Genomic DNA, 24,519 nt, shown 5'->3' on the forward strand with positions numbered 1-24,519 from the left:
GCAAAATGAATGAGTAGAAATGAAGTACACGTACTTTTTTTACGGGGGACGTTCGAATGCAAAAAGACAATTTTAAACAAACTTTTTTAAATGAAACAAGAAATGAGGTGCAGGGAATTTACTTAGAAACAACAACAGACGGAGATTTTAATGCAGACCTTTTTTCTGAAAAACTAACACCTGTTTGGACAGCAGCTTCATTAAATGGCCTAGACGAATTTGAATTTATATCCTTGGTCGAGGATATTATTAATAAAGATGCCCAGGAAATATACTACCCCTTTAGTTTAAATTACAAAACTGCGGCATAAGAGTAAGCTCCCATAGTGGGAGCTTTTCTTTTTTTAAAGTAATTTATCATCAACTAAGTTTGGAAGCGTTACCTTTAAAAGAGGCTCTTTTTCCATCGCTCTCTTAATCGCAAAGGTCGCACCTTCATTGCGGGCCCAACTACGACGATTAATTCCGTTATTTACATCCCAAAAAAGCATCGACTTGATACGACGATCACAGTCTTCACTTCCATCAAGAACCATTCCAAAGCCACCATTCATAACTTCACCCCATCCGACACCTCCGCCGTTATGAAGTGAGATCCAAGTCGCTCCTCTAAATGAGTCTCCAACAAAGTTTTGCACGGCCATATCTGCTGTGAAGCGAGAACCGTCATAGATATTAGAAGTCTCTCTAAATGGAGAGTCTGTTCCAGAAACATCGTGGTGGTCGCGACCTAAAACGACTGGTGCCTTTAGCTTTCCTTCACGAAGTGCTTTGTTAAAGGCAAGAGCAATTTCAATTCTTCCATCACTATCTGCATAGAGGATACGAGCTTTTGATCCAACAACTAGATCGTTCTCTTTTGCACCTTTAATCCAAGTGATATTATCCTGCATCTGCTGAGTAATCTCTTTTGGTGACTCTTGCATTAGTCTCTCCAGAACTTCTGTTGCCAGTTGATCTGTAAGATCAAGATCCTCTTGTGTGCTTGAAGTACAAACCCATCTAAAAGGCCCAAACCCGTAGTCAAAACACATTGGCCCCATAATGTCTTGGACGTATGAAGGATACTTGAAATCTTCTGTTGATCCTTGTTTCATAATATCAGCACCAGCGCGAGATGCTTCAAGTAAGAATGCATTTCCATAATCAAAGAAGTACATTCCTTTATCTGCAAGCTTATTAACAGCATTTACATGTCTAACCAAACTCTTTTGTACCTCAACCTTAAATTGCTCTGGGTTATTTGCCATCATCTCATTTGCTTCTTCAAATGAAAGATCGGCAGGGTAGTAACCACCTGCCCACGGGTTATGGAGAGAAGTTTGGTCGGAACCAATGTCAATATGAATATCACTGTCAGCGATCTTCTCCCAAAGATTAATAATATTTCCTTGGTAGGCAAGAGAGACGGCTTCTTTATTTTCTTGAGCTTTTTTAATACGTGCAATGATTTCATCTAGGTCAGTGAAAACTTCATCAACCCATCCTTGCTCGTGTCTTGTTTTAACGGCCTTAGGATTTACTTCTGCAACAACACCAATACATCCGGCTATTACAGCGGCCTTTGGTTGTGCTCCAGACATTCCACCAAGTCCTGCTGTGACAAATACTTTTCCAGCTGTTTCTGTCACAGTTTCTTTTGAAATTTTTCTAAGAGCATTTAGAACTGTAATTGTTGTTCCGTGAACAATTCCTTGTGGCCCAATATACATGAAAGAGCCCGCCGTCATTTGTCCGTATTGTGTTACACCTAGTGCATTGAATTTTTCCCAGTCGTCTGGCTTTGAGTAGTTTGGAATCATCATTCCATTTGTCACGACTACTCTTGGTGCATCTTTGTGTGATGGAAATAAGCCAGCAGGGTGACCAGAGTAGAGAACAAGTGTTTGCTCATCAGTCATTGTTGCAAGATATTGCATTGTTAAAAGATACTGGGCCCAGTTTGAGAAAACAGCACCGTTTCCACCGTAAGTAATTAACTCATGGGGGTGTTGTGCAACAGCGTAGTCTAGATTATTTGAAAGCATCAGCATGATGGCCGCTGCTTGCTTTGATTTGTGTGGGTACTCATCAATTGAGCGTGCATGAATTTTATAATCAGGACGATAACGGTACATATAGATTCGTCCATACTTCTCTAATTCCTCTTTGAATTCTGGAAGTAGTTCAGCATGAAGATCACTTGGGAAGTAGCGAAGAGCATTTCTTAATGCTAGCTTCTCTTCTTCTTGAGATAGAATTTGTTTACGTTTTGGAGCGTGGTTAATATCCTCTTCATATTTCTTATAATTTGGTAAAATCTTAGGAATACCCTCTAATATAGCTTCTTTAAAACTATCCGTACTCATTCTTAAATCCCCTTAAAATAAAGTATATTAGAAGACATATATCACTTTTGGGATGAAGTAAAAAGGATTGAGCGTCAATTGACGCTACCTATTAAAGAATAGATTGCCTTCGAGAAATTCTAATTCACTTGTGTTATAATACTTATCTAACGAAAGGGGATTTATGCCAAAATTAGAAATAGGACAAGAGGTAGTATCGATTAACTTTGGAGTTGGCGTAATTACTGAAATAAAAGATATGAGTGGAGCGGAGTTCTACATTATTGAATCTTCACAAGGGCGCTCGACAACGATGATTCCAACAGTAAAGGAAGATGCGTTTAGACCTTTAAGTAGTCCTACTGAATTAGAAGAAACTCTCGATAGGCTTTCGCAAGATAGAGAACTTAGGCAGTTCGATTCTAAAAAAGATCGTATCAATTTTTTTAAATCAAATATTCAAAAACAAGATATCGATACATTTGTTGATAATATTCAGCAGTTACTTCAAATTACTGACAAGGGCTCGGCCGAGTCAAAGTATTTAGAAATGCTTTTAGAAAATTTATCTGTGGAAGTTGGTGCAGTCTTTAATGAAGATATAAACCAAGCAAAAGAACGTGTGAACTCTTGCTTGGATGGTAAGTTTAGTTTCTAACTATTTTTTAGTCTCTAAGGTAGTGGATTCTATTGATGCGGAAAACATCTTCACCGCCACAACTATCCATATTACAAATATTTGGTTCGTAGCAGTTTTTCTTTGTGTTGTAACGGTAGTCTCGGTCTCCACGAACAAGAATACCTTCTACAATACCTGTGTTTTGGTTGAAAACTGCTGAACCAGAGTTTCCTGAGAATGTATCTAGATTTGTTTCAAAGCTCCAAAAGTCACTTGCATCTCTAACGTAAGCATCGGCCGCTACTTTTGATGGAAGGCCAGAAGGGTGACCAATAACAAAGATCTCTTCACCTTTCATGATATCTGATTTTTGTCTATATTCTAGAGGCTTACGGTCCTCAACTCGACGATCAAGTTCAATAAGAGCAAAATCAGTTCCATTGGAGCTATTTAAGCTTTGAACAGCAATCTTTTTACAGCTGTAAATATTACTTTCTTGAATTGTTCTTGCATCGTCATTTGGAGATTTTTTAGCGTAGTCAAAAACCCAATAGTTATCGTAGCAATCAGACTTTGAAGTTGCACAGTGGCCCGCTGTTACAACGTATTGCTTGTTATTCTTTTCAATTAAAAACCCTGAACATTCAGCAACATCAACTTGATTGTTAAACCTTGCATCATCACATAGGCCAATCTTTGAATCGATCGTCTTAAAACTTCCACTATTATTCATATCTCTCTTGAGTTTTGATTTTGGAATCATTGCCAGTGTTGATCTTTGAAGGTCTAGTATATTTTGATCAGTTATTTCGAATTGATCCAGACGGTTATCTTCACCATAAACAACTTTATCAATGGCCATCGACGAAAGATTAAGAGTGAAAACAACAGCTAGCAGGGCAAGTGAAAAGTTCATTTATTCATCCTTATTTTGTGAGTGGCGCATTAAAACAATGAGATGTTGAAAAGTACAGAAAAGGGCCTTTAATAAAAAATTACAAATCCTTACATTCTATGTAAATTATTTACGCGAGAGCATAAGTATAGATAATCACGTCTAAAGTAATATGAAGCATTAGCCGATAAGTCTTTGAGATGAGAGACTTATGAAGAAAAATACAATTTTAACTTTTATATTTTTGGCCGTGATTAACACGTCTTGCCAGTTAACGAGTGGTGATTTCTTAAGCGGAAAGGCCCAGGGAATGGCCAAGCGAGTTTCACGTGAAAGTGATATTCTTGATATAGTAGATGATGTTGTGCGTGAAGAAGAAGGGCAAGGCGTTAATGAGGATTTGCGCGACCTAACTGATAACTACTCAAACTTTCCAACATCATACGATATTACAGATTATATTAACGGTAATGTTGCGGCAATGGGAACACAATGTGCAATGACTGATCAGGAACGTGAATGGTCTTTTGTTAAAAACGTTGGTACTGGCTCTTTTGGTGCTCGTAAGGTTTTGGCCACAATCTATCAGTCATGTATGCCAATTAATACAATCATTGACTCAAGCACTCCAAGTTTAAGTGGAGTTTCAACTAGGGAAGCAACTTTGAGTGATGGAACAGACTTTAGACAAAGAATTGTTCATGATCGTGTTGCCATGGTGAGATCTCATGAAGTTTTAAGAAAGCTAGATCAGGATCCTGGCTACCCTGGTGAGGGATGTATAGATGCAACTAAGATTCCACCTGTTTATGGCTACGGATCTCGTAAGGGGCTACGAAGCAATGAGGTTAACTTATTCACTCGTGGACAAGGTGTTTCAAAAAGTGGTGCAAGGGCGTCGGGGATTGATTGTTCTGAATTTATTTCAGCTGCCTATGCAGCTGAAGGTTTAAAGTTTACAACTAGAGATCAAGACTACCGTTCACTAACGACAACTTCTCTTCATAATACTGTAAAGAGTAAGAATTCCTGTGTTAAACCGGTGAAGTTTGGCCTACCTTATTCTCTTCAATCAGGTGATATCATCAATCTAAAAGGAAGTCATGTTGTGATGGTTGATACTATTGGTGAAGATCCTCTGGCGATAAGAAAGTTTTCAGAGCTTGGGCGTTGTGACGATATAACAATTAGTGATTTTAATTTTACTTATATCCATAGCGGAGCTCTTAAGAATTACGGTCCAGCAAGAGTTGATGCAAGAACGCACGCAAAGAATCGTTCTACAATGTTTAATACACTAAGGGCCCAAGCTGTTTCTTCATGTAAGGCGATTGTAGCTAAAAAAGAGTATTCTAATGAAATGATGTCTGGTCGCTTTAGTATCTTAAGACATGACTCTTCAAACTCTGCATGTTTTTATGATGAGCCTGCAAAACTTAAGGGTGAAAGTTGTATCAATCAATGTCTTCAAGAAGAAATAAAAGGGGCAAAGAATGTATAAACTATTAATTGCTACTATTTTATTTTCTCAATTTAGCTACGCTAAAGAAATTTGTCCTGATAATAAGGATATTAAAAAAGTAGCTGCTCAATTGGCCGAAATTGAAATGAGTGGCATTAGGCTTATTAATGGTGCAAAGGATGATTGCTTAAAAGAAAAATATCAAAAGTATTATCGATTCAATAAAGATCCTGATTATGATGCGCCAAAGTCGTTGCAATATATTGCAGCATCAGAGAAGGCAATTAAAATATCGGAAGTAAAGCTTATTAATAAAGATATTCATTCTTATGAAGCGAAGTACACTGTGAATGTGGAAGACTTAAAAGGGAAGAAGAGTGTGGTAAATGATAGTCTACGCTTCTATCTCAATGTTTCTGAAAGGGCCCAGAAAGGTGACGGATGTGCATCTGTAATTGGTCCACCAAAGAAACTAATATTATTAAAATCATGTAAGAAATAAAAAAGCTCCTTTCGGAGCTTTTTCTTTATTTGAAACTTATGCAAGTTTTATTAAACTATTTAGTGCATCTCTTGCACCTTCTTCATTTAACTGCTTGCTGTAATTCGTTATAAGTTTACGGCCAACAATATGAAGTCCAATGAAAGAAAGTTGATTTTGCATTGCTTGGATAACGTATTGTCCGCCTCCTCCAGAGTGCGTTCCAAGAACAGCTGGCTTATCAACAAATGCTTCGCGCCAAGATTCTCCACCTGAGCGAGATATCCAAGCAATGGCATTGATAAATGATGGAGTTACTGATCCATTGTATTCCGGTGTTAAGAAAACAAAGCCTTTTGCAGCAATAAACTTATCTGTTAGTTTTACACCATCTTCTGGAATTCCATTCTTTTCTTCTTCTGCTGTATATAGTGGAAGTTTATAATCGCTAATTTTTACGATTTCAAAAGATCTTCCTGATTCTTGTGCTAATTCAAGAATCTTGTCTGCCATTTTTAGATTCATTCCGTCACTTGAAGTAACGATTAAAAAATCACTCATTTTCTCTCCTGATTTGTTATTCTAATTCTTTAATAAGTAGCAATGCTCTTTGTCCTAAAATGACTTTAGAGTTTGGAAAAATCATACGTAAATTATCTTCCGGAGCGAGGTACTTTTCGTTATTTTGCGTGAAAATATGATCACCTTTTTTAAAGAGAGTAAAGTTTGCGCTTTCTTCCTCCTCAAAAGTAAAACTAAAGTCATCATATTCTTTATTGATTGAAGCATAGATTGTAAATGCTTTTGCAAGAACCTCATTTTTTAACAACTTAGAGCTTAAAAGTGATTCTATAGTTTCTTGCGCTGCTTTGAACTTTCCTTGTGGGTTATGTCCAAAAGGATAGACCTTACCAAGCTCAACTGTGGCACTATAGGCATTTAGCTTTTTAAAGCTAAACGAACTAAATACTGTTGATTCTTGATGAGAAAATAAAGAAGCTTGAACCCCCATATTTGCAAGGGCCAAGTTGAAATGATGATCTCTTTGTCGATCAGTTGTCTTTGGTACAAGTGCAAAGCGCTCCATTTCACTTTTCTTTAAGGCGCAATGAAGATCAAAGTGAAAGAGTTGTTTGTCATCGTATTTATCAACAAAGTCATAGCATTGTTTCTCAATAACACTTGCTCTTTTAACCTCATAGTTTTCAGGTAACTCTTTATAAGCTCCATTAAAGCAACGATTTAAATTGTATTCACTAAAGCGCTTACCAATATTCATGGCCTTTGGATTACCAAAGATAAAGAGAGTAGGAGAGTTGATGATAAGTTCATCACGATAAATCTTCTCGAGTGTTTCATTTGTAAATTCAATCGGTGCAGTTTCATTGCCGTGAATTCCACAAGAGATTATGTAGATATCATCTGTTGTTATTGAATTAGGTGTGACTTCCACAATACCAGTATCATGAACTTGAAAGTGACAATTTTTTCGTTCAAAAGTAACTGGTGCTAAAGCATTTTCATTATTTCTTGTTGTTTTCAAAAAGTTAAATTCACTCATTAGTAAAACCTAGACTCTTTTGGCGCTAAGGCCCATTGAATTGAGTTCATCAACAATTTCTTTAATATGAAGATGTCCTCTCGTCTCAAGTGAGAATTCGACCTCTGTTTCACCGAGGACACTTGTTGTGAAGGCCCTATTATGGTGAATCTCTAAAATATTGGCCTGTTTAGAGCCGATAATATTTGAAATTCTTGCAATTGTGCCAGGTGTATCTGGAACATTAACTATAATTGAGCAAGAGCGACCAGAAGTAATGAGACCTCTTTCGATGATACGGTCAAGAATATTTAAGTCTATATTTCCACCGCTTACGACTAGGACAACAGTCTTTCCTTTTATATCCTTGAACTGATCATATAAGAGTGCCGCAACAGAAGTTGCTCCAGCACCTTCACAAAGGACCTTCTCATACTCAAGAAGAGTCACTATTGCGTGTGATATCTCAGTTTCTTTTACTGTGACAATTTCATCAACATATTTTTTTACAGTATTAAATGTATTATCAAGAACAGTAGTGACAGCAATACCATCTGCAATTGTTTTTTTCTTATCCACGGTAACAATTTTGTTTTGTTCGATAGATGTCTTCATTGCAGGCATTTCGACTGCTTCGACTCCAACGATCTTCGCTCTACTTCCACTTTCTTTGATGGCCGTTGAAATACCTGAGATGAGGCCGCCGCCTCCAATAGGAATAGCAACAAGATCGACATCAGGTAGCTCATCAATAATTTCTAAACCAATTGTTCCTTGGCCTGCAATTATATCTTTATCGTTAAAAGGATGAATAAATACTTGACCTGATTCTCTTTGGATCTCTAGTGCTTTTTGATAGGCATCATCATAGAAATTTCCATGAAGGATGACTTCTGCACCAAATTTCTTTGTTCCTTGGATTTTTGCTAGAGGAGTTGATTCAGGCATAACAATTGTTGCCTGAATGCCAAGTTGTTTAGCTGCAAGAGCAACACCTTGAGCATGATTTCCAGCAGATGATGCAATAACACCCTTATCTTTTTCTTCTTTTGTTAGTTTAGAAAGACGATTAAGTGCCCCTCTTATTTTATAGGCTCCAGTTAACTGTAGATTCTCAAGTTTTAAATAAACTTGGCAGTTAAACTTCTCACTCAATGTTGTTGAGTAAGTTAATGGTGTTTTAATAATACGATTTTCAATAGCAAGCCTTGCATCTTGAATATCACTTAGCTTTACGTTAGTTGTTGTCATAATGAGATCTTACTTCTTTTCGTAATCAACTTCAAATGTGTTCTCATCCACTTGGATCGGGCCATTTTGATTTCCTTCGTGACGGGCCTGTGAATTATAGGCATTTCCAGAATAAGAAGAGAAACCACCACCATTTTTAAATGAATAAAATTGCATATTGCCACTTTCAATTGAGCTCATAAAGAATTTTTTCATGTAAATAAGCCAAATGTGACGAGTTAGTGGAAGAACCATCGAGAGTCCAAGGACATCTGTAAGAAAGCCTGGAGTTAAGAGAAGAAGACCTCCACCAAAAACAAGAAGTCCATGGATAAAACTATTTGCAGGAACACGTCCTTGAGTAAGTTCTCCTTGGATCTTGGTTAGCAGTGCTGCTCCTTGCGATTTTGCTAGGGCCGCACCGATTACACCAGTAATTAGAACGAGTAGAAAGGTATTCCCTCCTCCAATTTGGCCACCAATTGAAAAGAGTAAGTAGATCTCAATTGCAGGAATAACTGTGAATAACATAACTAATATTGGAAACATGGTACCTCATTTATTTTTGTGTACCTATAAGATGGGATGAGATTTAGTGATGTCAAGGTAGGGAATTTCGAAGAATCGAAATTCCCATTGTATGTTACTGATATTAAATAGATTTTAAGTTCTTAGAGTCGTAAACCCAACCTTCATGAGTTGATCCTTTCAAATAATTCTTATACTTAATTTGAACCCAGTCACCATCTGTTTTTAAGATTTCAACACGAGTATTTGGAGCAACAACTTCAAGCTTTTGACCCTTTGTACTTGGGATCGCTCTTAAGTTAAGATACTTAACTGGAGTATGGAATGATTTTTGGACTGCTGCGACAGCAGGCTTAACGATTTCTTTCGTTACGACTTGAGCCTTTGGTTCAGATTTGAAAATCATTGCACTTACTATAAGTGAAATTGCTACAATTGAGGCAGCAATATAAAGTGGCTTTTGGTCTTTTGACTCTATAGGTGATGGAGAAGATTTCGGGGCAGACTTAAGTTCGATCTGCTCTCGAACATTCTTTTGATTAATGATTATTGATTGTAGAAGTGATTCGAGTCTTTCAAATTTCTCGTTTACTTCTTTCGTTTCAAATCTTCTCTCAAGATCTTCGATCTTTTTATATAAGTTGTCCTTTTTCTCTTCTCTTTCTATATGTGTTTCAACATCTGATGCGACGACTGTCTGAGTTGTTGATTGGAGTAAGTTTGAAATAGGACTTTTAGAGGCTTTTTTTTCATTTTTTTCGAGTAGATTTGAAAAATTGAAATTACCTTGAAAATCGTCATTCATAAATTGTGCGGCTTTCTTTAATGAGTTCTCTAGATTCTTGCTAGAGTCAACACTCTCTTTCATTAAACTTCCTTGTCATAAATTTTAATTACTTATAAGAGTGTAGAGAATAGTTTTAGACTTGAAAAGTTTTTAAATACTCTTTCACATCGGCCTGTGCACTTAAGAAGTACTTCTTCTCGAGAACAAGAGCATTAGCAATATAACTAATCTCATTAGATTCGACATTGTCGACTTCTCCATCGGCAGCGGCAATTGCAAAAAGTGCCTTTAAAATTTGATAGCGCTCGTGTTGAGACATGATCTCAACTAGTGGCTTGCAGTAACTTCTGGTATCAAGTCCAGAAAGCTCTTTCATTTTCTCAATAGAATACTCTGTAATTAACTCGGCTTCCTCGGCATTTAATTGTGTCATACCCGTGATTATTTTTTGCATCTTTGACTTTTCGTTTTGGCTGACATGAAAGTCTGAATACGCGATACGGGCAAGAAGTCCACAGACGCATGAGATGATTACTTTTCTTTCATCGTTCATATTTGGAAATTTCTTATTTAAGTATGCGTGTATCTGATTAATAGAGCTTGATTGATGATCGGCCTTCAGTGATTTGAAAAATTCGAAGAAGTTCATTATGGACCTTTTTTAGAGATTTTCAGTCGTATATACCTTGAAAAGAGTAACACAGATGGGCGATAATGGAAAAAAAGAAAAAAATTAGCAAAGTAGAGGAAGTAAATTGAATAAGTTTGAAGTTGGCGATATTGACATTAAAAAAATGAATACCATCTTAAGTACAGAAGAGGATGGTGATGTAGCACTAGAAGATAAAGTAAGGGTTAAAAAGCCTTCTAAATATCATGTCATCCTACATAATGATGACTATACGACAATGGAGTTTGTCATTTGGGTGTTGATGCATATCTTTAATAGAGGTCAAGAAGAGGCCATGAAGATTATGCTCGATGTCCATAATAATGGACGAGGGGTATGTGGTACCTACTCATATGAAGTTGCAGAAACAAAGATGAATAAGGTTATGTCTGAAGCAAAGAAAGAAGGACACCCACTACTTTGTACTGTTGAGCCTGAATAGGCACAGGAGAAATATAGAATGATGTCAAAAAAATTAGAAACCATCATTAATGAGTCAATACAAAGAGCTAATACTTTAAAGCACGAATATTTGACTCTTGAAAATGTCCTTTTGTCTTTACTTGCAGATGATAATGTAAGAGAGATAATTGAATATTGTGGTGGCGATCTTGAAGAAATTGAAAATGAGCTTAACGAGTTTATTCATGATGAATCTAACTTTAGTATTTTATCTGATGATCAAATCGAATCTCTTTCTAAACAACAATTCGTTAATGATGAGTTAAGAGAGTTGGCTCGAGAAAACGGTATTGTTTATCAGCCTGAAATTTCAATGTCTTTACAAAGAGTCATTCAAAGGGCCGCAATTCATGTGCAATCAAGTGGAAAAAGTCAGATACTAGGAATCAACTTACTAGTTTCTCTATTCCAAGAGAAAGAAAGCTTTGCTTTATATTCTCTGCAGAAGCAGGGGATCGAAAGGTTCGATATTGTTAAGGCCATTTCCCATGGACTTGGGCCTGATCAAGATGAAGAAGAAGTTCCTCGTATTGAATATGTAGAGGGCGAAGAACCTCAATCTCGTTCTAAAAAGGGAGATTCTTTCTTAGCTAAGTTCACTGTTAACTTAAATGAACTAGCTAGAGAGAATCGAATTGATCCTCTTGTTGGCAGAGAAGAAGAGGCCCTACGAATTGTTCAAATTCTTTGTCGTCGCCGTAAAAATAACCCTCTCTTGGTCGGTGAGGCCGGTGTTGGAAAGACAGCGATCGTAGAAGGACTTGCACAGAGAATTGTAGAAGAGAAAGTTCCTGACATCTTAAAAGGTACAACTATTTTCAATCTTGATATGGCCGCACTTGTTGCTGGAGCAAAGTTTAGAGGTGACTTCGAGCAAAGAGTTAAGGGAGTCATTAAAGATCTAGAAAAACTCGATAAAGATGGTAAAAAGGCAATTTTATTTATCGATGAAATGCATACCGTAATGGGGGCGGGGGCAACCTCTGGTGGAAGCATGGATGCCTCTAACTTATTAAAGCCTGCCTTAAGCCGTGGAGTTGTTCGTATCATTGGTTCAACGACATATGCTGAACATAGAAAGTTCATTGAAAAAGATCCAGCATTTAATCGTCGATTCCAAAAAATTGATGTAGATGAACCTTCAAATGAAGATACAATTGCTATTTTAAAAGGATTGCGACCTAAGTTTGAATCATATCATAGTGTTAAGATCTCTGATAATGTTATAAAGGAAGCCGTAGCTCTAACTTCTCGCTACCTAATGGATCGTAAAAATCCAGATAAATCAATTGATGCAATTGATGAAGCAGGTGCTTTAAATCAAATTAGGCCTGAAAGTAAGAAGAAATCTTCGATAACTAAGAAAGATATTGAAGATGTTGTTGCAAAAATGGCCAATATTCCAAAGATTACAGTTGAAACTACTGAGAAAGATAAGCTTAAGGATTTAAATAAGAATCTTAAAATGCTTATTTTTGGACAAGACCATGCAGTAAATGAAGTGTCTCAGGCCATTTATATGTCTAAATCTGGCCTTGGCGATGAAGGAAAGCCTATTGCTAGCTTCCTTTTTGCTGGTCCAACGGGAGTAGGGAAGACAGAGCTAGCTAAACAACTTTCCATCCAGTTAGGTTGTCATCTTGAGCGCTTTGATATGTCTGAGTACATGGAAAAACACTCAGTCAGTAAGCTAATTGGCTCACCTCCTGGTTATGTTGGCCACGATCAAGGTGGTTTATTAACAGATGCTGTTAAGAAAAACCCACATTCTGTTCTACTTCTAGATGAAATCGAAAAAGCACATGTGGATATCTATAATATTCTTCTTCAGGTAATGGATCATGGGTCTCTAACAGACTCTCAAGGAAGAACAACAGACTTTACAAACACAGTGATAATCATGACGACGAACGCTGGAGCTAAGGAAATGGATAGTGGGTCTATTGGCCTAGCAAAGTCATCTTCAAAGAATACTGGCAAGAGAGATCAGACCATTAAGAACTTTTTTAGCCCTGAATTCCGTAATCGTTTGGATGGAATTGTGCACTTTGAGAAACTTTCTACTGAATACATTGTTAAAATTGTTGAAAAATTCGTTTCGCAACTTGAAATTAAGTTAGCGGCTAAAAATATAGAGATCGTTTTAAATGAAGAAGCAAAAATTTGGCTTGCAAAAAATGGTTTTGATGAAAAAATGGGAGCTAGACCAATCGCTCGAATCATCGATCAGAAGCTTAAAAAGCCAATTTCTACTGAGGTTTTATTTGGTTGTCTAACTCACGGTGGAAAAATTGAAGTTGTCGTTGAAAACAATGATCTAAAATTGAATTTTTAAAATATTTCTAAGTCAAATTACAATCAAACTAACATTTTTTAAATGCTGAAACTGCCCTGAAAGGGCAGTTTTTGCTTATTCTTTTGAAAAAAAATGAAAAAAAAATTCGCTTAATTTTTTTATAAGAGTAAGTACGAAACCAACGTCTATCAGGAAGATTAGAAAGTTTTGTACTTTTTGGAAAAGCCTTGCTGTCGGCTTGTTTCGAGGTTTTCTTTAAAAATAATGTAAAGTAATTTCAAAATTAATCCGAAGTTAAAAAGGAACATAGGGAAATAAAAAAGATGCTTATGCTTATCAAAAAGTAATTTTTTATTTGCACACAAATAAAATTATGTTTACCATAAACATAAGTATTGAAAAAACCAGGAGGATGTCAATGGCAGTTAAGAAAACTACTAAAAAGACAACTAAGAAAAAAGTAGCTAAAAAAGCTACAAAAAAAGTAGCTAAGAAAGCAGCAAAGAAAACTGCAAAAAAAGCTACTAAGAAAAAAGTAGCTAAAAAAGCTACTAAGAAAGTTGCAAAGAAAGCTACAAAGAAAAAAGTAGCAAAGAAAGCAACTAAGAAAGTTGCAAAGAAGGCAACTAAGAAAAAAGTAGCAAAGAAAGCAACAAAGAAAAAAGTTGCAAAGAAAGCTACAAAGAAAAAAGTAGCAAAAAAAGCAACTAAGAAAGTAGCAAAGAAAGCAACAAAGAAAAAAGTTGCTAAAAAAGCTACAAAGAAAGTAGCTAAGAAAGCTACTAAGAAAAAAGTTGCAAAGAAAGCTACTAAAAAAGTAGCTAAGAAAGCAACTGCAAAGAAAGCAACTAAGAAAGTAGCAAAAAAAGCTACAAAAAAAGTAGCAGCTAAGAAAACAGCTAAAAAAGCTACGAAAAAAGTTGCTAAAAAGAAATAAGAAGCACAATTCTTAATTCAATAATGAGTCGGCCCGCTATTAGCGGGCCTTCTTATTTTCAAATCTATTTACATTCCACCCAAAAACATCTAAAAAAAGACCATATTATCGCCAGATTTTATAGCTGATACGGTAAGAAAAATTCAATGATTTCAGATAGTTATGGTCCTGGGTACTGTAGTTATCTCCTTGGTTTTCTCGTTATTTCAGTTAGTTATAAGCTTTTCATCTCTTAATTCTGCCCGTAGGTTGGTCAGGGGAAATGAAAAGAAAGGCGTTAGAAGGAAAAGTTCATGGCAATAGATATTTCTCCAACGGGTCTAGGTGTAAGTAAGCAAAATCACGTAGCTTCATCATTTATTGATGAAAAGTCAGGTGACCGCATCGTCCAATTGGGTGATGTGACATTCCCTCCTCGAAAAGTTTGGATGAAAACTTACGGTTGTCAGATGAATTATCATGATACTGAACGTATTCTTTCACATCTAAAAAATTTGAACTTCTCCCATACTGAAGATTTAGAAGAAGCGAGTCTAGTTCTTTTTAATACTTGTGCGGTAAGAGAGCTTGCTAATAATAAATTTTATTCACAGTTAGGTGAGTTAAAACACTTGAAGCAAGAAAAAGGTGATGATCTTGTTATCGGTGTTGGTGGATGTGTGGCCCAAACGGAAGGGAAGGATCTTGTTAAAAAATTCAAGCATCTTAATTTTGCCTTCGGTCCGGACACTATTGATACAATTAACGACATGGTTTACCGCACATATGCTGGAGATGATAAATTCTCTGTTAATACTTGGGACCGTTCTAGTAACTTTTCGATTGAAACAAAAATCAATCACGGAACACCTCAAGCATTCGTTAATATTATCAAAGGTTGTGATAAGTATTGTACTTATTGTATCGTTCCTTACACTCGTGGCCGTGAGCGTTCAAGAAGTCAGGCCGAGATTGTTGAGGATGTAAGAAGACTAGTTGAGTATCAAGGTGTTCAAGAAGTTATGTTACTTGGGCAAAATGTTAACTCTTTTGGAAAAGAAAATGGGGAGAGATTAAGTGATCTAATCATGGATCTCGACCAAATTAACGGCCTAGAGATTTTAAGATACACAACTTCACATCCGTATGATGTGTCGGATGACTTAATTGCAGCTCACGGAGCGGCCAAAAAGTTATCAAAACACTTACACCTTCCAGTTCAATCTGGATCAAATACAGTTCTCCAAAGAATGAATCGTGAGTACACAAAAGAACACTATCTAGGACTTCTAGAAAAACTTCGTGCTGCCAGGCCTGATATCGTTCTTTCAACTGATATTATCTGTGGTTTCGTTAATGAAACTGACGAAGAACACAAAGAAACACTTGATCTACTTGAAAAAGCTCAATTTGACTTCATTTATTCATATGTTTACTCACAAAGAAGTAAAACTCGAGCTGCGAAAATGGAAGATTTTCTGACTCAGGAAATTAGAAAATCACGCCTTCATGAAGTCCAGGCCTTTCAATTAGCTATCCAAGAAAAGATACGTGCTAAGATGGTTGGTAATGAATACCGCGTGCTAGTCGAGGGTTCGAATACTATGAAGGGTGAAACGAAGTGGAAGGGGAGAACAAATTGTAATCGCCTTATTCACTTTAAGGGACCGGAAGACAACGAGGATTTAAATCTTAAATGGCACTGGGTCGATGTTAAGTGTATTTCGACAACTGCTCTTTCTTGTCAGGGTGAACTCCTTCAAGATCATGGACGTCGCTTAAATAAATAGCTGTAATGACAAAGAAGAATGGAGTTCTTTGCCTAAATAGGCATTGATGAGTTGGTAAGTTGTAAAATATCCCTGAGTATACTTTGAGGATATTATGAAATTACGCTTACCCTTACTTTGTAAAATTATATTATTTGGCTTTTTGTCTTTGAATTCATTGGCCCTTACAGAACTTGATCTCGACTTTAATTACAATAAGAATATCTTTGGGGTTGATCGCCAGTCTTATGAAACAAAGAGGACATATGCTGGATCGGTTACTTTCTATTTTCTTTCTAAAACGGGAATTGAGTTTAATATTTCACAATCTGAGAATGAAATTATTGGAAAATATGACAATTCTGACCTTTCGACGGGTCTAGTGATTGAAAATGAATATACTAATATTAAAACTCAAAGCTTTGGGATAGGTATTAGGCAGGCGCTCTCAAGCCGTAAATCATTTCTTCAACCGCTCATTTCATTAGGTTGGAGTAGACAACAGTATACTCTTTATTCAACAACTTTAGTTAAGGACTTAGATACTTCAACCGAATATCTCATTAGGTCCGGAGAAGAGAAGTCGAGTTACGATGCAATGTTTGGTGCTTTTGCGCTGAAAATGATGCTAACAAAAACTTTCTCTATTAAGGGCTCAGTAAGAACGGTCTTTCGTGCATTCAAATTTGAAGAGGCGAGGGATCAGCTAAGTTATAGCGCTGGGATCTCATGGTTATTCTAAAAAGAATCTTTCAATTCTCTCTTTTATTAAGCTGTCTATCATGTGCCAAAATTAGCTATCTTACAGAACAGAGTATTGGCCAAGTGGACATTCTTTGGAGTGCTAGAAAGAACCATGAAGTTCTAGAAGATCCAAAAGTCAGTGAAGAGTATAAGGCGAAAATTAAGCAAATCGAAACCTATAAGAATTATTTCTATAATTATTGGCAAAGGCCATCGACAGATATTTATTCTAAGACGACTCTTTTGAAATCTCGTGCAGTTACTTATCTCGTTATCGCTTCAAGGCCAAATGAAATTAAGGCCCGTAAAGAATGCTTCGTTTTCTATGGCTGTTTTCCTTATTTGGGTTTTTTTAAAGAAGAGTCTGCAAGAAAGTTTGCGATTGAACTAGAAAGGGAAGGGTATGATACCTATACAAGAGATGTTCTTGCTTACTCGACGCTCGGTAATTTTAACGATCCCATTCTTTCTTCTTTTTTCGAATATGGAAAATATAGTTTAACAGAAACTATCTTTCATGAACTATTTCACACTATCTTCTTTGCAAAGAATGAGGTTGATCTCAATGAGAATCTGGCCAACTACTTTGGTGAACAGATGCTCATCGAATATTATAAAGATGATCAAGAGTTGGCGGGATACTTCAAAAACTTAGAACTAAACTCTAAGCTTAAAATGGCGGTCACAGCTCATGCCCAAAAGCTTAAGGATATTCTTAAACAAGATGATTGGAAGGGGGCCAAGAAAGATTATCTTTCTAAGACGATGCCTGCGGAGCTTGCCAAACTTTGTGCTCAACTTGAGGTGACTAATTGTTGGCCTGCAAAAATGGAGTGGAATACGGCATCTCTAGCTGCATTTATGACTTATGAGAAAAACCAGTCTCATATGACTGAGTATGCAAAGCAATTTAATGGTGATCTTAAAGCTCTTTTTGCAAATATAGAACAGCGCTACGAAAAGTACCTTAACGAAGACGTCGAAGGTAGTTTTGAGGACTATCTTTTTAATTCCAAATCGCTAAATTAGTGATATCTTTCTTGTTATGAAAAGCAAGAAACACTTATTCTTTATTGATCCAATTGAAAAACTTGTCACAAAGAAAGATTCGACAATCTTAATTGCTTTAACAATGCAAGAAAGAGGAGAAGATGTTTACGTTCTTTTTGAGAAGGACTTCTTTGTGCAAAATGCTAACGGTATTCAGTTTGACTGCTACCGAATTAGTGGAAAGATTAATGAAAGCTTCTATATTGAGGACTTCAAAGTAGAAGATTCTCCAGAAGTTGTTTCGATTGATGCAAACACGACGATTCACATGAGAATCGACCCGCCATATGATTCGCGCTACCAACGCTATCTTTGGATGCTTAACTTTCTTACTGATATGTATGGTGTTCAAGTTTTAAATAACCCTCTAGGTATTATGAAACATAATGAAAAACTTGCGGCCTATACGAGAGAGTTAAGTCTTGAGAGTTATGTTGGAACTTCTTTATCGGGGGCAAAGAAATTTATCTCTAAACTTGAGGCCCGTGGCGTTCAAGAATTGATTTTAAAGCCCTTAGACCTTTTTCAGGGCATTGGTGTTCAAAAAGTGAGCTTGAACGAATTTGAGGGGCATTTTAAGGCCAAGTGCGATGAGTTTAAAGGACCTGTTGTTGTTCAGGAATTTGATAACTCAGTAGTTGAGGGTGAAATTCGTACGATCTTCTACCGCGCCAAGGAGTTGGGAACAATTCTCAAGGTTCCAAAAGAAGGAGAGTTCCTTGCCAATATTGCACAAGGTGCAAAGTACTCGGCAGTAGAATTAGATGCTCAGGTAAAAGCAGAATGTCTGAATATTTGCGAAAAGCTAATGGTAGATGGAGTTGATTTAATTGCTTTTGATATTTTGGGTGGAAAAATTTCTGAAGTAAATGTGACGTGTCCAGGACTCATAGTGGAGGTTTCTTCTGCTATGAAAAGAAACCTCGCACTCGAATTATTTAAGTAATTACATTCTTGGAGCTGAAGCTGGGAAGTCCTTTGTCGAGTCAGTTGAAAACTGAAGATCAAAGGCGACACAGTCATTTGGCCACACAGATGCCATAGGGCAATAACCATTTGTTACGGCGTCACTTTGGCTATAATCTTGGTTTAAGTAGTATTGACAAGACCAATCCCATTGAACATCAAGAATATCAATAATCATAGGCCCGTAAGTTGATGGCAATGTTGAGCCAGAAAATTCCTTCACTTTCGAAACTTCTTCGTTTGCAATATCGCCAAATGTTACAGTTCTTGTTAGGTTACAGGCTTGTCCTTCGGCCCTAATACAAAGCTTAATTTTTAGCTTCTTATATTGTTGTGGATTGTAGTGACACTTTACTCCGTAGTCGTCGTACGTTCCTTGAGAAGGAGCAGTTCTTGGACGGACTCGAATATTAAAACGAGAGTCTGTATAGAGCATTGCTTGACCTGTTCCAAGTGATGTTGAGGACCATCTGACATTAGAACCTGATGAAGTACGTGAGTTTCCGTGAATAACAATACTTCCTACTGTGTAGAAGTTTTGCGTCTGACCACCGTCAGCATTACCTTCTTCATTTCCGTCACCATAACCGTCACCTGGATCTGTTTGTTCATTATTACTGTCATCACCGCTGTCACCGCTACCGTTACCCCAGTCCCAGCCACCACCATTGCCTGTTCCTGTGTTACCATTGTTACCCCAATTGCTTCCATTAGAGTTATTATAACTTGCTCTAGAGTTGGTCGGCTGAGTACAGCTTGTTAATGTCATGAGTACTAAAGTTCCCAATAATAAAATTTTTCTCATGTAATCCTCGTTCTTACATTTCCTCACTATTTTATCGGTAATCTATTGAATATACTTTAATCTTCACTTAAGTGTTTAAAATCTCAGTAGCATTTTTTTAAAAGCTTGTTAGAATTATCCTGTGATGGTTAAAAAAGAACTTATTCGAAAATTAGTGGATGAATTTTATCAAGTTGCCAATTATTTGATTCAAGATCAGTTGCAGGCGATGCAGTTGATTATTGATGTGGCAACTGGCTTCGTTGCCCAAGATAGTCAGACTCTCTATAAGATTGATAATGAATACTTTGAGCGTAAATTCTTGTTGAAGTTAGTATCGTTGGCCAAACAAAGAAGTGAACAAATTCTAAATAGCAGAAGTGGTAATATAAATACGGTTGAGCAAAGGGCATGCATTTACCTTTTCGAGTTTAAGGGGGAGGCAGTCGATAATATCTCAGAGATCTTAAGAATCTCACAACAACAAGTCTTATCTTATATCGACCAACTACCGCATAAGAGTATTAATCTAAATGAGAGCTTCGATGGAAGAACAATTAATTAATAATAATCTGAATAAATGTTTCTTTTCAAAACAGATGACCTACCTAGAAAGTCGTGACTTTGTAAAAAATGAACAACACATTACTCAATGTCTGGATTGTCGTCAAAAATTACTGGAGTATGAGCTTAAAAAGCAAGAACTCGTTAATGATTTTGATTCGTATCAGGCCAATACTGAAGTTAAAGAGATTCTTCTACGTGAGCTAGATGAATTAATTCCGGATCTTGAAGAGGCTCAAATAAAGGGGAGTCCAGTTATAAGAAAGCGTCAGTACAATCTGGCCTTAAGGGACTTCGTTGTTTTCATTACTTTTGGAATTTCACGTAAGTTACAATTAATTATTGTTGCCACGCTAATCTTAGCGGCGTGTATTTACTGAGAGAGTGAAGATTGCATAGTACTTACCATCTTCATCTTTTAGGTCTTTGACAATATTAGGAATCTTATTCATCTTAGCAAGGGCCGTTTCAAAGATCTTGTGTATATCATCGTCTTCAGATGACTTTAGAATCTTTACAATTTCTGCATTCCCTTCTTCGTCATAGCGAACAACCGCCCTTAGCTCTTGAGCTGATGCTGAACGTAAGCTTTCTTGAACATAGGGTCTTTCGTTAACTCGGTTTCTCACTGAAATTTGAACGGAGTTGATATATTGAACGGCCACACGCTTATAGAATGCATAGAATACTTTTTCAAATTCATTTAGCTTATCTGGGCTAATTCCTTTTGGAGGAAGAAAGCTTACAGTGGCATCTTGAACGTGAGATAACTCGTTAGTCCAATTAGCGTCTTTAAAGCTATCCTTGGAAATTTTCTTTTGAAGAATCTGATTCTTTTGTACAGATTCTTTTTTTGCCACTTTGATAATTCTTTGTTCTTCTTTCTTTGATAGGGCCGAAGAGCGACTTTTTACTTCTTGGTCCACGCGCTTAATTTCTTTTTCGCTATATGATGGCTTAGAGTAGGCGAGTTGACCAAATAGGTTTTGATTATCCTGGGCCTTATCAAGTCCAATCTTTCTTACTTCAACTTGTTTAAATTTGAGTTTTATTGCTTCTTCTTGGGCCAGCTTTTTAGAATCGCCAGTATCAAATACTAGACTTAGTATCAATGCATGCAAAACGAGGGAAAATAGGATTGTTATATAGTTGATCATTTTTCTCCGGCCGGATTATCCTTTAAAAATTGTACCATTTTACTTGGTTAGGGACAAAGGAATCTCCTTTAAACTGGTAAAATTTGTCTACTCTTTATTCTAGCGCAATGAATAGGTAGAATTAAAGTGTGCTAGTTGGCGCAATAGTAAATGAATTACGCAATTTTAAGGACTTATGGATGAGTAAACCAGTTCAATACAAATTTTCAAAGGTGAGATTAGGAATATTAGGTCTATCTTCTGTCTCAATTTTAGTCATTGCTTATATGCTAAGTGGTGTATCAAATAGCTATAAACTGGTCTCAACAATTCAAAACGGAATTCAAATTTGTAGTACACGTGTTCAGCAGACCTACACGGCCGCAGTTGCAGGGGATATGAACTCTACATACCTTGATAGTAACTTTACGGCGCAAACTGGAGAGTGTTTCGCACAAGTCTCTGACCTTATGACTGAGTATGGAAAATTCTCATCAGCTATTGTTAAAAAATTTAATACTGTTAGTTCAAATGTTCACTGGTTTCATGAGAGCTTAAGAAGTACAGGGAAAGGGTTCTCTGTTACTGATAAAAACTTTTCCAGTAACGTTGACGAAAAATTCTCTCAATTTGAAGATGCTGCCGATGCGGGGTCAATTCTTATTGAGAATCACTTTGAAACAATTTCTAATTCTCTTTCAAATATAAAAGTTTCTCTTGTTCTTGTGGCAGGTGTTTTTCTATTTACTTTTGCATGGGAATTAATTTTTAAGAAAGTTGTTATGCAAAGAAGAAAGGAACTTGAAGACGAAGCCTTAAGTTTACTAATGCTTAATCAAGAAGAGAATTTTGATGAGATTGAAAGTGTTATTATTAATGCTCTAGAACTTAACGAAATGAAGCATTGCTCAAGACTTTACTCAGTACAAAAACAAAGTTTCAAAAAAGAGAAGAGAAAGGCAACGATTTCTTCTAATGAAAATAAAACTTTCGGTATGGTTCTTTCTGGTGATGACCAAGATGCAAAGCAAGTTGCAGATCAAATTTGGTCAATGAGTGAGTCAAATGAAAGTGGTGATAATGAAACAAATGTACCTATGGTACAAAGTTGTGAAATCTCATCTGTAAATCGTTTCATTGCTTGTAAAGTACAAGATCAGTACAAAGAGCAGGGAGTCGAATTTAAAATTGATACTAATGAAAAAGAAATCATTGGTGAGAGAGAAACAATTGAGCAAATTCAATATAATATTCTTTTAGATGCAGCTAAGAACTCAATTAATGCAGAGGAAGATAAGAGAACAATTGAAGTTCAAGGTAAGACTCTTGGAGCAATTTACTATCTAAGTATTTCATCATATGGGGAGAGTAAAAACTCAACTGAGCTTGAAACATCTGTTCAAATTGTGAGAGAACTACTTAAAGACATTTCAGGACGTCTAGAGCTTGCAAATCTTTATAATGACGATCTTCAGCCTGTTGGTCGTAAGTATAAGCTAATCTTTAAGACAAAAGATGTTGTTAGCGCTGCTCCTGCCGTTGAAGCAGAGAGTGTGGAGCAGGGAGCTGAAGACTTTACAGAAGTTAAGGAAGATAATTCTAAGAATGTAACTCGTATTGAAAAGGGTACTAAACGCGAAATTATGCAAAGACTAATGTAATTAGAATTCACGTTTTTTAAGTTTTTTAATTTCTACTAAATTCCCAATTTCATTTAACAGGCTTTGATAGTTTTCATTTGAGTAATCATCTGATGCTACAAGCCTGTATACATCTTTATACTCAATTCTATTTGGCGCAAAGTAGTAGTCGAAGATAATGTCTGCCAACATATGGGATACTTTCCGCGAAGTCTTGTGAAGCTGATAGAGGTTAAGTCCTTTAAGTTCTTCATTCACATTGACTCTTTTATTACATAGCTTTAAACATGCCTTAAAGACCATCTTATCTGTCTTCTTTACCTGTTTATTGTGACGGGCCATATATTGAAAGTCTTTATACATATTACATTTTCGATACGGATTAAAGAGTTTAGAACAAAAATACGCACTTATATAATTGTGGACGAGATAGACGAATAAATTTGTACGATCTCTTTTGTTAAAGAAGCCAACAATTTCCTTTTCTGGAATCTTTAACTTTGACTGGTGAATATGAATTCCTGCTAAGTATGAAATACGATTTATGGAGTAACTTGAGCAGTAGTAGGCTTTCTTACATGGAAGCTTAAAAGTTTTTCCATGTTCAAGTAGCTTGTTATAAAAGCCGACGGCCTTCTTAGACTTAAGTTTACTAATAGTATTCTTTACTCTCTTTAGGCTTTGTTGATCAAAGATCCTAAAATCTTCAATCTCTCCAATTGGAATATCAAGGTTAAGGGTATTATTAATCTCATGGCAGAAGTAAGCAAAGTTATCAATGATATTATCCGAAAACTTTAGTGTTCCAGTTTCAATAATATACTCGTGAATATCAAACTCCGGATCATCGGCCAAGTGTTCATACCAGTAAATTTGAGACTCATACTTAAGCCAAGGTGGTGAGTTTACAAGAACGAACTCACGCATATTATATTTAACAATCTGGTCTGATCTAAGTTTATTAGTTTCAACAAGTTTCCAGTAAACCTCGTCAGTATTTTGATGAATTATGGTTTGAACGATGTCTTTATTGGCCAGGTCAAAAACTTTTTGCGGCAGCTTATTCGGAACGATGTGAAGTTCACCAAAGAGAATAAGCAGTTTCTGTTCTGGATTTTCCTTGTGATAGGATGCAATTTTCTTTGCGGCCTTCTTATCTCTATTTTCAAGATTTCCTTTTGTGTTAAGAGCAATAATTGAAATATTATGTTCCTTAGCAAGATCAAAGAAGATCTTGTAGAAGGTCCAAGGAAAACGCCAGGAGTTCTTGTAGTTGATAGATTCCAAGAACTCGAGCTCTGTAATTGCCCCTTTTAGGTAAGAGTCAATATAGAATTGGTGATTAATGTGAATGAACTCCACACCGATGGCAAATTGATAGTCGCTCTTTGCTAAGATGCGAATGATACGCTCGAGGTTTCTCGTGCTTTGATCAAAAGTGTGAAAGTCGCCAAGGTAGATAATATCAGAAGAATCAATAGAGTCGTATAATTGACTTACGCTTGATTTTTGAAATTCACGGCGTGCATAGCGCTGTTGATCTTGTCGATATTTCTTTAGTAGAGGCGTGGGCTCTCCTTCAAGAGAGTTGGCCTTATTTTTAAAATAGCGGTAGATACTCCTGTGAGTCTCATCGGCTTTCAATTGCATAAG

At 36.5% G+C, this 24,519-nt stretch carries 25 protein-coding genes; 14 read left to right on the top strand and 11 right to left on the bottom strand.

Annotated elements, in window-relative coordinates; genetic code table 11:
* Positions 1 to 56: 56 nt before the first annotated feature.
* Complete coding sequence (locus tag M902_RS02685) at positions 57 to 311, top strand: hypothetical protein (RefSeq protein ID WP_021265744.1); 255 nt, start codon at positions 57 to 59, stop codon at positions 309 to 311.
* A 33-nt stretch (positions 312 to 344) separates the two neighbouring features.
* Here the strand turns inward: M902_RS02685 and M902_RS02690 are convergent, their stop codons facing one another.
* Positions 345 to 2,348: a urocanate hydratase gene (locus M902_RS02690; RefSeq protein WP_021265819.1), complete on the bottom strand. Its 2,004-nt coding sequence runs from the start codon at positions 2,346 to 2,348 to the stop codon at positions 345 to 347.
* A gap of 163 nt (positions 2,349 to 2,511) precedes the next feature.
* On the opposite strand from M902_RS02690, the gene M902_RS02695 reads away from it, so the two are divergent.
* Positions 2,512 to 2,985 carry a CarD family transcriptional regulator gene (locus M902_RS02695; RefSeq protein ID WP_021266253.1) on the top strand — a complete coding sequence of 158 codons (474 nt, stop codon included), beginning with the start codon at positions 2,512 to 2,514 and terminating at the stop codon, positions 2,983 to 2,985.
* A gap of 7 nt (positions 2,986 to 2,992) precedes the next feature.
* On the opposite strand, the gene M902_RS02700 is transcribed toward M902_RS02695, so the two are convergent.
* Entirely contained in the window at positions 2,993 to 3,862 is an 870-nt protein-coding gene (locus M902_RS02700) for a serine protease (RefSeq protein ID WP_021266237.1), read from the bottom strand.
* A 190-nt stretch (positions 3,863 to 4,052) separates the two neighbouring features.
* On the opposite strand from M902_RS02700, the gene M902_RS02705 reads away from it, so the two are divergent.
* Both M902_RS02705 and M902_RS02710 read left to right on the top strand, forming a co-directional pair.
* Positions 4,053 to 5,342, top strand: a complete 1,290-nt coding sequence (locus M902_RS02705) for a hypothetical protein (protein WP_021265795.1) — start codon at positions 4,053 to 4,055, stop codon at positions 5,340 to 5,342.
* The gene (locus M902_RS02710) at positions 5,335 to 5,805 is read left to right on the top strand and encodes a hypothetical protein (protein WP_021266348.1); all 471 of its coding nucleotides are present in this window, start codon (positions 5,335 to 5,337) and stop codon (positions 5,803 to 5,805) included. The genes M902_RS02705 and M902_RS02710 overlap by 8 nt, the downstream gene beginning before the upstream one ends.
* Before the next feature lie 36 nt (positions 5,806 to 5,841).
* On the opposite strand, the gene M902_RS02715 is transcribed toward M902_RS02710, so the two are convergent.
* From M902_RS02715 to M902_RS02740, 6 genes are all read right to left on the bottom strand, one after another.
* Positions 5,842 to 6,345 (bottom strand): NADPH-dependent FMN reductase, encoded by a 504-nt coding sequence (locus M902_RS02715; protein WP_021266008.1) that lies wholly within the window; start codon positions 6,343 to 6,345, stop codon positions 5,842 to 5,844.
* Between the two features lie 16 nt (positions 6,346 to 6,361).
* Complete coding sequence (locus tag M902_RS02720; RefSeq protein WP_021266130.1) at positions 6,362 to 7,345, bottom strand: succinylglutamate desuccinylase; 984 nt, start codon at positions 7,343 to 7,345, stop codon at positions 6,362 to 6,364.
* 9 nt (positions 7,346 to 7,354) lie between these two features.
* Positions 7,355 to 8,575 (bottom strand): threonine ammonia-lyase, encoded by a 1,221-nt coding sequence (ilvA, locus tag M902_RS02725; protein WP_021265765.1) that lies wholly within the window; start codon positions 8,573 to 8,575, stop codon positions 7,355 to 7,357.
* Between the two features lie 9 nt (positions 8,576 to 8,584).
* The gene (locus M902_RS02730) at positions 8,585 to 9,103 is read right to left on the bottom strand and encodes an FxsA family protein (protein ID WP_021266128.1); all 519 of its coding nucleotides are present in this window, start codon (positions 9,101 to 9,103) and stop codon (positions 8,585 to 8,587) included.
* Positions 9,104 to 9,206: 103 nt separating this feature from the next.
* Positions 9,207 to 9,950 (bottom strand): SH3 domain-containing protein, encoded by a 744-nt coding sequence (locus tag M902_RS02735; protein WP_021266389.1) that lies wholly within the window; start codon positions 9,948 to 9,950, stop codon positions 9,207 to 9,209.
* Between the two features lie 52 nt (positions 9,951 to 10,002).
* Positions 10,003 to 10,518, bottom strand: coding sequence for a TerB family tellurite resistance protein (locus tag M902_RS02740; protein WP_021265884.1), 516 nt, complete (start codon positions 10,516 to 10,518; stop codon positions 10,003 to 10,005).
* A 106-nt stretch (positions 10,519 to 10,624) separates the two neighbouring features.
* Here M902_RS02740 and clpS point away from each other — a divergent pair, with 106 nt between their 5' ends.
* From clpS to M902_RS02775, 7 genes are all read left to right on the top strand, one after another.
* A complete protein-coding gene (gene clpS, locus M902_RS02745) occupies positions 10,625 to 10,981 on the top strand; it encodes an ATP-dependent Clp protease adapter ClpS (RefSeq protein WP_021266523.1) in 357 nt (118 codons plus the stop codon).
* Between the two features lie 18 nt (positions 10,982 to 10,999).
* Positions 11,000 to 13,336, top strand: coding sequence for an ATP-dependent Clp protease ATP-binding subunit ClpA (clpA, locus tag M902_RS02750; RefSeq protein ID WP_021266344.1), 2,337 nt, complete (start codon positions 11,000 to 11,002; stop codon positions 13,334 to 13,336).
* A gap of 379 nt (positions 13,337 to 13,715) precedes the next feature.
* The gene (locus M902_RS02755) at positions 13,716 to 14,234 is read left to right on the top strand and encodes a hypothetical protein (protein ID WP_021266390.1); all 519 of its coding nucleotides are present in this window, start codon (positions 13,716 to 13,718) and stop codon (positions 14,232 to 14,234) included.
* Between the two features lie 293 nt (positions 14,235 to 14,527).
* Entirely contained in the window at positions 14,528 to 16,003 is a 1,476-nt protein-coding gene (gene miaB, locus M902_RS02760) for a tRNA (N6-isopentenyl adenosine(37)-C2)-methylthiotransferase MiaB (RefSeq protein WP_021266179.1), read from the top strand.
* Between the two features lie 94 nt (positions 16,004 to 16,097).
* Positions 16,098 to 16,724, top strand: a complete 627-nt coding sequence (locus M902_RS02765; protein WP_156979696.1) for a hypothetical protein — start codon at positions 16,098 to 16,100, stop codon at positions 16,722 to 16,724.
* Positions 16,712 to 17,755 carry an aminopeptidase gene (locus tag M902_RS15675; RefSeq protein WP_021265937.1) on the top strand — a complete coding sequence of 348 codons (1,044 nt, stop codon included), beginning with the start codon at positions 16,712 to 16,714 and terminating at the stop codon, positions 17,753 to 17,755. The genes M902_RS02765 and M902_RS15675 overlap by 13 nt, the downstream gene beginning before the upstream one ends.
* Before the next feature lie 16 nt (positions 17,756 to 17,771).
* Complete coding sequence (locus M902_RS02775) at positions 17,772 to 18,722, top strand: RimK family alpha-L-glutamate ligase (protein ID WP_021266316.1); 951 nt, start codon at positions 17,772 to 17,774, stop codon at positions 18,720 to 18,722.
* On the opposite strand, the gene M902_RS02780 is transcribed toward M902_RS02775, so the two are convergent.
* Complete coding sequence (locus tag M902_RS02780; protein ID WP_040313788.1) at positions 18,723 to 19,547, bottom strand: hypothetical protein; 825 nt, start codon at positions 19,545 to 19,547, stop codon at positions 18,723 to 18,725.
* Between the two features lie 121 nt (positions 19,548 to 19,668).
* Between M902_RS02780 and M902_RS02785 the strand changes: the two genes are divergently transcribed.
* Positions 19,669 to 20,091, top strand: coding sequence for a hypothetical protein (locus tag M902_RS02785; RefSeq protein WP_156979697.1), 423 nt, complete (start codon positions 19,669 to 19,671; stop codon positions 20,089 to 20,091).
* Positions 20,072 to 20,470 (top strand): hypothetical protein, encoded by a 399-nt coding sequence (locus M902_RS02790; protein WP_021265730.1) that lies wholly within the window; start codon positions 20,072 to 20,074, stop codon positions 20,468 to 20,470. Before M902_RS02785 ends, M902_RS02790 begins: the two co-directional genes overlap by 20 nt.
* Here M902_RS02790 and M902_RS02795 read toward each other — a convergent pair.
* Positions 20,450 to 21,247, bottom strand: coding sequence for a hypothetical protein (locus M902_RS02795; RefSeq protein ID WP_021265757.1), 798 nt, complete (start codon positions 21,245 to 21,247; stop codon positions 20,450 to 20,452). The two genes, M902_RS02790 and M902_RS02795, sit on opposite strands and share 21 nt — an antisense overlap.
* 179 nt (positions 21,248 to 21,426) lie before the next feature.
* On the opposite strand from M902_RS02795, the gene M902_RS02800 reads away from it, so the two are divergent.
* The gene (locus M902_RS02800; RefSeq protein WP_021265993.1) at positions 21,427 to 22,887 is read left to right on the top strand and encodes a hypothetical protein; all 1,461 of its coding nucleotides are present in this window, start codon (positions 21,427 to 21,429) and stop codon (positions 22,885 to 22,887) included.
* On the opposite strand, the gene M902_RS02805 is transcribed toward M902_RS02800, so the two are convergent.
* Positions 22,888 to 24,516 (bottom strand): ChaN family lipoprotein, encoded by a 1,629-nt coding sequence (locus tag M902_RS02805; RefSeq protein WP_021266208.1) that lies wholly within the window; start codon positions 24,514 to 24,516, stop codon positions 22,888 to 22,890. It lies immediately after the preceding gene.
* Between the last annotated feature and the right edge of the window lie 3 nt (positions 24,517 to 24,519).

The organism is Bacteriovorax sp. BAL6_X (assembly GCF_000443995.1).
Taxonomy (GTDB): domain Bacteria; phylum Bdellovibrionota; class Bacteriovoracia; order Bacteriovoracales; family Bacteriovoracaceae; genus Halobacteriovorax_A.